Genomic DNA, 12,700 nt, shown 5'->3' with positions numbered 1-12,700 from the left:
CATGAGTGTAACAGTTTTCTATCGTGGCCGACATCGCCACTTCAGCTTTGGCAGCACGCCATCGCAACTGACAGTCACGGCCGTCTTATTGTTTTGTATCGCCTCTGGCGCTGGTGCAGCCTTTGCTAATTTGTTTCAGCAAGGCAATGCCGAACTTGAGAAAGCTCAATTGAGCCGTGCCGCAGAAACAGAAGAAATTGCTGATATTCGCCGTCGTGCTGAAAATCAGTTGGCTGCTTTAACTGCCAAAGTTGCGACGCTGCAGGCTCAGGTGAACCGACTGAATATGGTCGGTGAACGTTTAATTGATGCTGCTGATTTGTCGACTGAAGAGTTTAATCTGCACGAGACTCCTGCGATGGGAGGTCCTTCACAAACTCCGACTGAAATCAGTCTGGCTGAACTGAATGCCGTGTTGTTGCAACTCAATGAGTTGGAGCAAAATCTGCAATCCGAGCAAACCCGTTTTGCGATGCTTGAATCTCTGGACCTGAATCACCATATAGGAAAAAGCGTCCAGCTGTCCGGTCGCCCTGTATTAAGTGGTTACTTGTCGTCGAGTTTTGGTGTTCGCAGTGACCCCTTTAGCGGTGAACCCGCAGTGCACCGTGGAGTAGATTTTGCCGGTAAAGAAGGCGATGCTATTTTTGCAACAGCAGGTGGTATTGTGACCTGGGCTGGTGAACGTTTTGGTTACGGTAAAATGGTTGAGATTGAGCATAGCGATGGGTATCGCACCCGTTACGCCCATGCTCAGGAGACCACTGTTCAGGTTGGGCAGATGGTGACCAAAGGCCAGGAAGTTGCCATTATGGGCAACACAGGCCGTTCAACAGGACCTCACGTGCATTACGAAGTACTGAAAAATGGTCAGCAGATTGACCCTATGATGTTTGTTAATCGCCGTATTCAATAATAGATACCCCTTTTCCTGAGGCAGGAGTTTCAGGGAAGTGGGTAACAAAGGCTCAGGCCGGACTCGGAGCGAGTCTCAACCAAGAAGTGGTATTTATAAAATGTTTGGAAAATTTTTCGCCAAATTAATTGGTAGCCGTAATGATCGTTATTTAAAAAAATTGAAAAAAACGGTTGAGCTGATTAATAGCCTGGAACCTGCTTTTGTTGCCTTGTCTGATGAAGAACTCAAATTAAAAACGGCTGAATTTAAACAACGCTTTGCGGATGGCGCTACGCTGGATGATTTATTACCAGAAGCTTTTGCTACTGTGCGTGAAGCCAGTAAACGTGTGTTTAAGATGCGTCATTTCGATGTGCAGCTGATTGGCGGTATAGTGCTGCATCAGGGCAAAATTTCTGAGATGCGTACAGGTGAAGGTAAAACCTTAACCGCTACTTTGCCGGCTTACTTAAATGCGTTAAGTGGTCAGTCTGTGCATGTTATTACCGTCAACGATTATCTGGCCCGTCGTGATGCTGAAACCAACGCGCCTTTATTCGATTTCTTAGGTATGACTGTAGGTGTCAACGTGCCTGGTATGGGGCATTTAGATAAACAAGCGTCTTACAGTGCGGATATTACCTACGGTACTAACAACGAATTTGGTTTTGACTATCTGCGCGATAACATGGCTTTCTCTGCTGTTGAGCGGGTTCAGCGTCATTTAGCTTATGCCATTATCGATGAAGTGGATTCGATTTTAATAGATGAAGCCCGTACTCCGCTGATTATTTCTGGTCAGGCTGAAGATAGCTCTGAGTTGTACCGTGTGATCAACACTGTAGTGCCTCAGCTTGTGAAACAGGAAAAAGAAGATGAAGAAGGCGCTATGGGCGATGGTCACTTCACCATCGACGAAAAAGCCAAGCAAATTTATCTGACTGAATTAGGTCAAATCCGTGTGGAAGAAATTCTGCAGGAACTGGGTTTAATCCAGCCAGGCGATTCGTTATTCTCTGCTGCCAACATTACCCTGTTGCACCATACCTATGCCGCTTTACGCGCGCACAATCTCTTTAAGAAAGATGTGGACTATGTGATCAAAGACAACGAAATCGTTATCGTTGATGAACATACGGGCCGCACTATGGAAGGTCGCCGTTGGTCTGAAGGTTTACACCAGGCCATTGAAGCTAAAGAAGGCGTGCATATTAACCACGAAAACCAGACTTTAGCTTCTATCACGTTCCAGAACCTGTTCCGTTTGTACGACAAACTGGCTGGTATGACAGGTACAGCAGACACTGAAGCTTTTGAATTTCAGTCTATTTATGGCCTAGAAACTATTGTAGTTCCAACCAACAGACCTATGGTTCGTAAAGATATGCCTGATTTGGTCTATCTGACGGTGGAAGAAAAGTATCAGGCCATTATCAAAGACGTGGAAGAGAACCGTGCTCTGAAGCGCCCTATTCTGGTCGGTACAGCTTCAATCGAAAGTTCTGAGTACCTGTCGAAATTGTTGCATGACGCCAAAATCCCGCATCAGGTATTAAACGCTAAGTTCCACGCTAACGAAGCACAAATTATTGCTCAGGCTGGTCAGCCTGGCACTGTGACCATCGCTACCAACATGGCTGGTCGTGGTACGGACATTGTATTGGGTGGTAACCTGCAGGCTGAACTGGCTGCGTTAGGTGACGCCAGTGCAGAACAGATTGAACAAGTCAGACAGGAATGGCAAAAACGCCATGACGCTGTGATTGAGTCTGGTGGTTTACATATCATTGGTACTGAACGTCATGAATCGCGCCGTATCGACAACCAGTTACGTGGTCGTTCTGGCCGTCAGGGCGATCCGGGTTCTTCACGTTTTTACCTGTCGTTAGACGATGCCTTGATGCGTATTTTTGCTTCAGACCGTATGGCTGGCATGATGCGTAAACTGGGTATGGAGCCAGGCGAAGCCATTGAACACCCATGGGTCAGCCGCGCTATTGAAAACGCTCAACGTAAAGTTGAAGCTCGTAACTTTGATATCCGTAAGCAATTGCTGGAATTCGATGATGTGGCCAACGACCAGCGTAAAGTAGTGTACGAACAACGTAACGAACTGATGGATGCAGCTGATATTTCTGAAACCATCAATGCTATTCGTCACGACGTGGTTGCCTCTGTGCTGGATCAATACATTCCACCTCAGTCGTTAGACGAGATGTGGGACATTCCAGGCTTAGAAGCCCGTTTCCGCGCTGATTTTGCCATCGATATGCCAATCGCTAAATGGTTAGCAGATGATAAGAAACTGTTTGAAGAAAAACTGCGTGAGCAAATCCACGAAGTGGTCGATAAATCCTATGAGCTGAAAGAGCATATGGTGGGTCCTTCAGTGCTGCGTCAGTTTGAAAAATCAGTGATGCTGCAAAGTTTAGATACACACTGGAAAGAGCATTTAGCAGCGATGGACCACTTGCGTCAGGGCATTAACTTACGTGGTTATGCGCAGAAGAACCCGAAGCAAGAATACAAGCGTGAAGCTTTCGAATTGTTTTCTACTATGCTGGACAACCTGAAACTGGACGTGGTCGGTGTGTTATCACGTGTGCAAATCCGTGCCGCTGAAGATGTTGATGCTGTGGAAGAACAACGTCGTAAAGCTGAAAGTACCGATATGCAGTTCCAGCACGAAGAAGTAGAACAGGTTGCGACTGAAGTACCACAAACTAATCCGTCACCGGTGTTTCGTGATGCGGAAAAAGTAGGCCGTAACGATGCTTGTCCTTGTGGCTCAGGTAAGAAATACAAACAGTGTCACGGTAAGTTGGTTTAAATCATGACGCTCAAAGTAGTTCACGTAGCCGTAGGTGTCATTTTAAAGGAGCAGCAGGTGTTATTGGCGCTGCGTCCGGACAAATTGCATCAGGGCGGTCGCTGGGAGTTTCCTGGTGGCAAAGTGGAAGCAGGTGAAACAACTTCTGAAGCCCTGGCACGTGAGCTGAAAGAAGAGGTGGATCTGGATATTGCCGGTTCAAGCCCTTGGTTTGAACTGCAGTATACCTACCCTGAAAAGACGGTGTTGCTGGATATTCATCTGGTACAAGACTTTGCCGGTGAGGCTAAAGGTCTGGAAGGGCAGCCAGTGCGCTGGGTGCCTTTGTCGGAGCTTGGTCAGTATCAGTTTCCTGATGCCAATCAGCCGATATTAGATAAGTTGTTGGCCGAATTCGGACGGCCGTAATTATCGTTTGGGATCGGTTTCAAAGGGTAGACGGGCGACCATAAAGGTCGCCCCTACAGTACACAATTTATTTAAAAAACTCGTTATCCTGCTCTAGCAACTCATTCTCTAACTGTTCTAATTGCTGCTCAGAGAGCGGCAAGTCGGCACGGCCTTTATCCGGTATTTTGTGTTCTTCATTGGCCCATGCGCCTAAATCTATTAAACGACAACGGTCAGAACAAAAAGGCCGGAAGGCGGACTCTGGACCCCAGATGACTTCTTTCTGGCAGGTCGGGCATTTGACGATAGTGGCCATAAGGCGTACTCCAACAGCGTATTCAAAAGTGCGCTAGTGTACCGCAGACTGTGGATTTCAGGTAGGGGCCGGGTTTATCCCCGCCCGTCTCGAATGACAAGCCTTCAGCTGATTGACTAACAGCAGGCTAACTTAAAAGGAATCGCTTTATCTATGGTAGTACGACCTAAGCTGTCGCAAAGCTGCATAAAACGTATGGCGTAACGGTATCTGTTACCGCTGATGGTGGGATAACTTTGGTATTCCATCGAGTAGTCGATACGCAGCAACTCAAACTGCTCGGTATTACTTTGGAAAAAACCGTTTTCTGCGATTAACGGCTGAAATTGACCCCGTTCACGGATAAAAGTCAGTACATAGGAGATCGCAGTTTCAACCAAAGACAACTGATCCAGCCAGTCCTGCGCTGCTTTTTTCCGTTGTACTAAAGGTTGGGAAAACCAGTATTGCAGCTGAGGTAAATCAAAATAGCAGGTGCCGCCAGGGATAAAAAAGCGCTGACGTAACGGAGCAAGGAATTTATCTTCTTTCAGGCTGGCCGCAAACTTGCCGCACCTTAATAAATCACTTTGCAAGCGCACTGCTTTTTGCAACATGCTTTGCAGCATTTCATCCGAAATTGATGGATGACGTGACCAGTTTACTAACGCCGACTCACAGCGTTCGACGTCTTTGATCAAATCCGGCCGCACATCATTACGTTCCAATACTTCAATCAACGAAAACAACGAGGTAAAAAAGCCCTGTTGTTGCCATTCTGTTTCCAGTGGCAGCAACTTAGTGACTTGCTGAAACAAATACTCAACCCGTAAATAGGTGCGTACTTTTTCGTTCAGCGGATGTTCGTAGATGATTGAAGTCATAACTGAAACATTTGTTAACAATGTTCATTACCATAAACCTAAGTAGAGCTTTTTGCTAGTTTTTCCTTGGCAAACTGCTGATAACTGCTATGTAGCTGCTGTATCTGGGGTTGGAGCTCAAAAAGTGGCACTGTATTCAGCAATACGTCATCAGCCAAGCGCAAACGCTCTGTCCGCGCTATCTGGCTGTTCAGGATGTTTTGGACTTGTTCTGCCGGCACCTGATCTCGCTGCATAGTGCGACTGAGTTGCAGCTCTGCTGGCACATCGACCACCAGCACACGGTCTGTATAGGTTTGCAGCTTATTTTCCAGCAACAAAGGGGCAATTAATAAAGCGTAGTCTGATGTACATTGTTGTAACTGCTGCAGTAAACGTTGGCGTATCAGCGGATGTAATAATTGATTTAGCCAGTGTTTTTCGGCTTCATCAGCAAAAATTTTAGCTCGCAAAATCGCGCGGTCCAGTTGGCCGTTGTGCTGCAAAATACCAGTGCCAAAGTGCTCCACTATGGCTGCCAAAGCTGCTTCTCCCGGCATCACCACTTCACGGGCGACCAGATCAGCATCGACACTTTGTACACCTAAATCATGAAACAAATTGGCGACAGTGGTTTTGCCGCTGCCTATACCGCCGGTCAGACCTACTATATATCCGGACATAAATCTAACTGCCTTGTGCTGACTAAAGACCCATAGTACCCAGATACCAGGCAGTAATATCCTTGCCCCATAAAATCGCAATCCAGCCAGCCGCCGCGATATAGGGTCCAAAAGGAATAGGCGTTGCTTTGCCTTTGCCCTGTATCAGTAGCATCAGCGAACCCAACACAGCACCTACCACGGAAGATAATAAAATAATTAATGGCAATAATTGCCAGCCGAGCAGGGCGCCAAAAATAGCCAGCAGTTTAAAGTCACCATAACCCATGCCTTCTTTACCTGTGACCAGTTTAAATAACCAGAATACCGACCATAAACTTAAGTAACCTGCAGCAGCGCCTATCAATGAGTCGGTGGGGGACACAGTAAAGCCTGTGACGCTGAGTAATAAGGCAAACCAGAGCAGCGGCTGAGTGATCTGATCCGGCAACAACATTTTATCGATATCAATAAAGGACAAGGCAATCAGGCACCAGGTGACCAGCAAATAAATCAGGGTCTGTTCTGTCACACCAAAATGCATAGCGACCAGCAGAGACAACAAGCCCGTAAATGCTTCAATAGCCGGATAACGCACACTGATAGGGGCTTTACAATAACGGCATTTGGCCTTTAACAGCAGCCAGCTGACCAGTGGAATATTATCCAGAGCAGAGAGCTGATGCTGACATTTAGGGCAATGTGAATGCGGTAAAGCCAGATTAAATCTGGTTTTGGTCTGCTCGGCGTTTTGACTAAAGTACTGTTGATAATCCTGTTGCCAGGCCAATTCCATCATTTTAGGTAATCTGTAGATCACCACGTTGAGGAAACTGCCAACTGCAAGACTAAAAAGCGTCACTATGATATAAAAAGTAAGTACAGACTGTTCGAACACTTGTACCAGAGGAGAGAAAAAATCCATTACACAATACTGCCCAGTTGGAAGATCGGAAGATACATCGCAATAATAAGTCCGCCTATTAAGACACCTAATACCGCCATAATCAAGGGTTCAAGCAAGGCAGTTAAGCCATCCACTGCATCATCCACTTCCTGTTCATAGATAGTCGCCACCTTGGACAGCATACTGTCCAGTGCGCCAGACTCTTCACCTATCGCCACCATCTGGTTCACCATCTCAGGGAAAGCCGCGGTATTTTTCATCGCCAAATGCATTTGATTACCCGCAGCGACTTCTTCGCGCACTGACAAAATAGCAGCCCGGTATTTTTCATTACCCGCAGCTCCTGCCGCAGATTCCAAAGCCTCAATCAAAGGCACACCGGCCGCAAAAGTAGTGGATAAAGTTCGGGCGTAACGCGCGACCGCCGCTTTATTTAAAATCATACCGATAATAGGCAGTTTCAAAATGGCGTGATCGGCGCCTACTTTAAAGCTCTGGCTGGTTTTATAGGATTTTGACATAGCCACTATGGTTGCCACCACAATTCCTAATACTATGTACCAATAATTTTGCATAAATTCGGAAATGCTCAACACAAACAAGGTAAAAGCAGGTAGTTCTGCGCCCATATTGCCAAAAATTTCAGCGAACTGTGGCACCACAAAAATCAATAGAATTGAGGTGACTATGCCTGCAACCACTACTACCGCTATAGGGTAAAACATGGCTTTTTTAATTTTAGATTTCAGTGCTTCAGCTTTTTCTTTGTAAATGGCTATGCGGTCAAAAATTCTGTCCAGAGCACCGGATTGTTCACCGGATTTGACCAAATCGCAGTAAAGTTCGTCAAAATAGTCTTTGTGTTCACGCAGGACTTCGGATAAAGGTGTACCGCCTTGCACTTTGACTGAAATTTTTGCCATCAGCTGGCGTAAGGTTTCGTTACTGGCGCCACTGGCAATCAGATCAATACTTTGCACTAAAGGCACCCCAGCACCCAGCATAGTGGCAATTTGCCGGGTGACGACAGAGATATCAGAGGATTTAATCGATGGCTTAGTGAACCCCAGAGGTTTGCTTTTTTTCTTGACTGAAGACGGAGTAAAACCCTGTTGCCGCAGCAAAGCTTTGGCCTCGGCCACAGAACCAGCTCTGATTTCACCGTTGCTGGTTTTACCTCTTCTGTTAATGCCTTTCCACAGGAAGATATCCAGCTGCTTGAGTTTTACTTCGGCCATGATTCTGATCCTTACTGCGCTTTGTGTTGGCTTAAGCGTTGGTCACCCTATTCACTTCCGCCAGACTGGTGAAGCCTGCTGCTGCTTTTTTTAACGCCGACTGGCGTAAGTTTGGGAATCCTTCCACTTGTGCCTGAGCGGCAATATCCAGCGAATTAGCTCCTGCCATAATTTTCGCCGCAATTTGCGCTGTGATAGGCATGACTTCATAAATGCCCAAACGACCTTTGTAACCGCCAGTGCAATGATCACAACCCACAGGCTTAAACAGTTTGAGTTGGCTGAGCTGCGTGGCAGAAAAGCCTTGTTTTAACGCTTCCTGTTCGGGCAGTTGCTCTGCGGCTTTGCAATGGTTGCATAAACGCCGAGCCAGGCGCTGAGCGATAATCAAGGTGACAGAGCTTGCGACGTTATAAGCTGGTACACCCATATTCAGCAGGCGGGTTAAGGTTTCAGGCGCTGAGTTTGTGTGCAAGGTGCTTAAGACTAAATGCCCGGTTTGAGCCGCTTTAATCGCGATTTCAGCGGTTTCAATATCACGGATCTCACCGACCATAATGACATCAGGGTCTTGCCGTAAAAAAGCTTTTAACGCAGAAGGGAAGGTCAATCCCGCTCTTGGATTGACCTGCACTTGATTGATACCTGGCAGGTTAATTTCAACCGGGTCTTCAGCTGTGGATATATTGGTTTCTTCGGTATTGAGAATATTCAGCCCTGTATACAAAGAGACGGTTTTGCCTGAGCCCGTCGGGCCTGTCACCAGAATCATGCCTTGTGGTTGGGCTAAGGCGTCCAGATACAACTGTTTTTGCTCTACTTCGTAACCCAGAATATCAATACCTAACATAGCGCTGTCGGAGTCGAGGATCCGCATCACTATTTTTTCGCCCCACAAGGTCGGCAAAGTACTGACCCGAAAGTCTATCGACTTTTTCTGAGACAATTTTAATTTAATGCGGCCATCCTGAGGCACACGTTTTTCGGCTATATCTAATCTGGACATCACCTTTAAACGGGCGGATAAGCGGGTAGATAAAGCTACAGGTGGTGATGCAACTTCATGCAAAATACCATCAATCCGAAAACGGATACGGTAGCTTTTTTCGTAAGGCTCAAAATGCAGATCTGAAGCACCTTTACGAATAGCGTCGTGCAGCATTTTGTTGATAAAAGAAATAATAGGCTGATCTTCACTGTCCGAACCCACTGCTTTGGTGTCTTCTTCTTCACCACCGGCCAGGCCCATTTTTGCCAAATCCCAATGCGTATCGGTAAAGCTGTCAGTAGCTGTGGTATCAAAGAGCTTGTCGATCGCTTTGTGCAGCTTATCAAACTCGACCACTATCATTTCGGCGTTCAGGCCGGTATTAAATTCAAAATCTTCTACAGAGGTCATATCCGTCGGGTCGACCACTGCAAGAAACAGCGTTTTATGTCTTTTACTCAGCGGCAGAATATGGTGTTTACGAATCAGTTTTTCGTTACGTAGTTGCTCCGGGATAGCATTGATATCAAAAAAGTCTAAATCCATAGAGCTGTGTAAGGTAAAAGAGGCTGCGGCTTCTGCCAGTACTTTTGATTGAATCAGTTTTTCGCCAATTAACAAATCGGCAATAGTTTGATACTGGTGACTTTTTTCTTGCAGCAGTTTGGCGGTGATCTGCGGGTCGACCAGATTCGCCTGTTGCAAACGTTTTAGTAAAATTGAGCTTGGGTTTAATGCCATACAGATCCTTTATGGTGAAGCTGGCCCTGTGTGGTTTCAGTGGGAGAGAAACGGCCCATGCGGGGCCGTTTTCTGTGCAGACAATAAAGCTTAAATACCACAGCCTTTAATTGGTACGGCACCAGAACCTGTTAGTGCACAAGTCCAGGTAATATTGAGACCTGAGCCTGCCAATGGCGCAGTTGGGGTCATAGTGGCCGTAATGCCTCCATAGGTTCTGGCAAGCACGCCAGCACCTGTACAGTCGGGGATAGCTACGTTTGCTGAGTCAGTACAACCTAAAGAACCGCCTGTGGCAAAGGCTTCAGCTACTTTAATTTTCTGACCACCTAACGAAGCCACTGCATTTGAACCATTGGCTTTGGCGGTGTAGTCCTGATAAGCAGGTAAAGCAATTGCAGCTAAAATACCGATGATTGCAACAACTATCATTAATTCAATGAGGGTAAAACCTTGATTACGTTTCATGGAACATCTCCTGATTGGTTTGCCCACATACGGGGCTACTTAATTCTGGTTAATATTTGTTATTAAGCAAGCTTTGGCCAGATGTTTAATTTCAGTTGCAAACAAAGCAGATAGAAAAAGTGAACAACGAGTTAAATTGCTGATTTTTAAAACCCATTTTCCACTGGCATTCTACAGTGTTCAGTATGCTCTGTTCAGAACAGCGCTACTTTATGTAAAAACGCAGCGCCTGAGTCGGATAAAAGCCATAACAAAAAGCAGCTGTTACCATAAATCACAAAACGGAATTCACGTTGAAAGGGCATCTTATGTACTTTATGGTGCAAACGTTTTTGTGCCACTAAAGCGCCGGGCCAGCCACCAATCAGACTAAACATTTGTAGACTCTCTTCAGGTAAGCGACTGCTTTGTCCACTGGCAGCAAGCTTTTTATCGATTTGATACAACCAGTAAGTAAAAAGACTGGCTTCGAGATAAAACAAAGGCACCGTAAAAGCAAAAGAGCCAGCCAATAAAGACAGTAACAGTAAGGCAAAAAACAAATAGCGGAAACACCAGGCATGCTGCTGGATCTGATAAAAGTCAGGTCCAGTTGCTTTGGCTGGTTTTATCGGCGCTAGGGTACTTTCTTCAAGTTGCAGCGATAGAGCATAAGAGCGTTGTTGTTTGTCCAAACCTAGCTGGAAGCTCAGTCTGTCACCTTGCTGTGGACGTCTTGCCGGTGGCTGTGTGAAGTCGCGGATATGAAAAAACACCCGCTCTGAAGTATCGGTTGTAATAAAGCCAAAACCTTTGTCGTCACGCCAGTAGCTGACAGTGCCTTGCAATAGAGGGACAGGATTCATAACGATCACAGCGGTGCGGGAACACTAGATAAAGTGTATCAGTCTTTTATCAGTTTGCTGGTCGCTGCGACGAATGACAGCAGATGAGGCCATAGTCCTCATCTGCTTGTTTCGATTTAGATGCTGCGTAAACGCATAGATAAATCAATGGCTTGTAGGTTTTTAGTTAAAGCACCGCTGGAGATGTAGTCCACTCCTGTACTGCTTAACGAACGCAGTGCTTCAGCAGTGATATTGCCTGACACTTCCAGTTTGGCCCGACCTTTGTTCAGGCTGACGGCTTGCTGGATATCAGCAATATGGAAGTTGTCGAGCATGATAATGTCAGCACCGGCTTTGAGGGCTTGCTCAAATTCAATCAAATCTTCCACTTCGACTTCGACAGGTTTCCCCGGGAAATTTTGCCGCGCTATGCTGACCGCGTTATCTATAGAACCAGCGGCTGCGATATGATTTTCTTTGATTAAGAACGCATCGTATAAACCCAGACGGTGGTTTTTACCACCACCACAAGCCACAGCATATTTCTGCGCCAAACGCATACCAGGCAAAGTTTTGCGGGTATCCAGCAAGCGGGTGGCGCTGCCTTCCAATAACGACACATACAAAGCCGTAGTAGTAGCTGTGCCACTTAAACTCTGGATAAAGTTAAGTGCGGTACGCTCACCTGTTAATAAAATACGGGCAGGTCCCGTCAGCTCACACAATATGGAGTTAGCAGTGATTTTTTCACCATCCTGAACAAACCATTCCACCTGAACTTCTGCGGACAACTGGCGAAATACTTCGGTCAACCAGGCGCTGCCACAAAACACACAGTCTTCGCGGCTGATAATAGTGGCTTTGGCTTGCTGGCTTGCTGGGATCAAGGACGCCGTAATATCACCTTGCTCCAGTGGTAAATGGCCTAAATCCTCGGCCAGTGCCTGACGAACAGTCAGTTCAATATCCCGTTGTAAATCAGTAAGGTAAGGGACGTTAATCATCTGTATTTATAGTTCCGGTGTCATAATCGGTCATAAGGCCAATTAAAATTAGCGTTGGATTAGCTTCAGCTCATCCTGTTGTTGGCTGAATTCTAATTGTTTTAGTGCGCTCATGCCTAACAAAATATCGCTGCCATGTAAGCCAGGTGTGATACTGGCGCGTATGTCAGTCAGCATAATATCACCCAGTTGCAGGCTATTCAGTTGGCTGTCGTACGCAGCTGCGGGCCCATTGGCTGTGCTGACCTGATAACGCTGGCCTTTGCTCATCCCCAGCTTTTGTGCGGCCTGCTCTGATACAGCGACTACTGTTGCTCCTGTATCGAGCATAAATTCCATAGGCACACCGTTAAACAAGGCGGTGCCAACATAGTGTCCTGCTTTGTTACGTTTGAGCACTGTGACTTTTTCACCGCTGCTACCAACCTGACTTTGCAGCTGCTGATTGGGGTTTATTTGTAACGAAATCTGATCTTCAAAAAAACAGTACAGTAGCCCAAGCAACAGCAGCCAACTGATCCAGCTAAATAACCGACCTAATTTAGTTGTATTGTCAGATGCTTGCATTCCAAAGTCTCAGGGTTGACAA

Annotated in this window: 13 protein-coding genes; 3 read left to right on the top strand and 10 right to left on the bottom strand. The window is 46.3% G+C overall.

Annotated elements, in window-relative coordinates:
* Position 1 precedes the first annotated feature (1 nt).
* From OM978_RS18450 to mutT, 3 genes are all read left to right on the top strand, one after another.
* Complete coding sequence (locus OM978_RS18450) at positions 2-916, top strand: M23 family metallopeptidase (protein ID WP_264343782.1); 915 nt, start codon at positions 2-4, stop codon at positions 914-916.
* Between the two features lie 100 nt (positions 917-1,016).
* Positions 1,017-3,728 carry a preprotein translocase subunit SecA gene (gene secA, locus OM978_RS18445; RefSeq protein WP_264343780.1) on the top strand — a complete coding sequence of 904 codons (2,712 nt, stop codon included), beginning with the start codon at positions 1,017-1,019 and terminating at the stop codon, positions 3,726-3,728.
* A 3-nt stretch (positions 3,729-3,731) separates the two neighbouring features.
* Complete coding sequence (mutT, locus tag OM978_RS18440) at positions 3,732-4,136, top strand: 8-oxo-dGTP diphosphatase MutT (protein WP_264343778.1); 405 nt, start codon at positions 3,732-3,734, stop codon at positions 4,134-4,136.
* Positions 4,137-4,203: 67 nt separating this feature from the next.
* On the opposite strand, the gene yacG is transcribed toward mutT, so the two are convergent.
* From yacG to OM978_RS18390, 10 genes are all read right to left on the bottom strand, one after another.
* Positions 4,204-4,434: a DNA gyrase inhibitor YacG gene (gene yacG, locus OM978_RS18435; RefSeq protein ID WP_147903582.1), complete on the bottom strand. Its 231-nt coding sequence runs from the start codon at positions 4,432-4,434 to the stop codon at positions 4,204-4,206.
* 116 nt (positions 4,435-4,550) lie between these two features.
* Positions 4,551-5,297: a cell division protein ZapD gene (gene zapD / locus OM978_RS18430; RefSeq protein WP_264343774.1), complete on the bottom strand. Its 747-nt coding sequence runs from the start codon at positions 5,295-5,297 to the stop codon at positions 4,551-4,553.
* Between the two features lie 38 nt (positions 5,298-5,335).
* Positions 5,336-5,959: a dephospho-CoA kinase gene (gene coaE / locus OM978_RS18425; protein ID WP_264343772.1), complete on the bottom strand. Its 624-nt coding sequence runs from the start codon at positions 5,957-5,959 to the stop codon at positions 5,336-5,338.
* Positions 5,960-5,981: 22 nt separating this feature from the next.
* Positions 5,982-6,863, bottom strand: a complete 882-nt coding sequence (locus OM978_RS18420; protein ID WP_264343771.1) for a prepilin peptidase — start codon at positions 6,861-6,863, stop codon at positions 5,982-5,984.
* Positions 6,863-8,083: a type II secretion system F family protein gene (locus OM978_RS18415; RefSeq protein ID WP_264343770.1), complete on the bottom strand. Its 1,221-nt coding sequence runs from the start codon at positions 8,081-8,083 to the stop codon at positions 6,863-6,865. Before OM978_RS18415 ends, OM978_RS18420 begins: the two co-directional genes overlap by 1 nt.
* A gap of 31 nt (positions 8,084-8,114) precedes the next feature.
* Complete coding sequence (gene pilB, locus OM978_RS18410) at positions 8,115-9,812, bottom strand: type IV-A pilus assembly ATPase PilB (RefSeq protein WP_264343768.1); 1,698 nt, start codon at positions 9,810-9,812, stop codon at positions 8,115-8,117.
* 90 nt (positions 9,813-9,902) lie between these two features.
* Positions 9,903-10,280 (bottom strand): pilin, encoded by a 378-nt coding sequence (locus OM978_RS18405; protein ID WP_264343767.1) that lies wholly within the window; start codon positions 10,278-10,280, stop codon positions 9,903-9,905.
* A 194-nt stretch (positions 10,281-10,474) separates the two neighbouring features.
* Positions 10,475-11,125, bottom strand: a complete 651-nt coding sequence (locus OM978_RS18400; RefSeq protein WP_264343765.1) for a cold shock and DUF1294 domain-containing protein — start codon at positions 11,123-11,125, stop codon at positions 10,475-10,477.
* Positions 11,126-11,241: 116 nt separating this feature from the next.
* A complete protein-coding gene (nadC, locus tag OM978_RS18395; RefSeq protein WP_264343763.1) occupies positions 11,242-12,111 on the bottom strand; it encodes a carboxylating nicotinate-nucleotide diphosphorylase in 870 nt (289 codons plus the stop codon).
* A gap of 48 nt (positions 12,112-12,159) precedes the next feature.
* Positions 12,160-12,678: a TIGR02281 family clan AA aspartic protease gene (locus OM978_RS18390; protein ID WP_264343761.1), complete on the bottom strand. Its 519-nt coding sequence runs from the start codon at positions 12,676-12,678 to the stop codon at positions 12,160-12,162.
* Positions 12,679-12,700: the final 22 nt, after the last annotated feature.

This window comes from Rheinheimera sp. MM224 (assembly GCF_947090785.1).
In the GTDB taxonomy this organism is placed as follows: Bacteria; Pseudomonadota; Gammaproteobacteria; order Enterobacterales; family Alteromonadaceae; genus Pararheinheimera.
The sequence above is the reverse complement of the archived record's forward strand: the minus strand, read 5'-3'. Positions and strand labels throughout refer to the sequence as shown.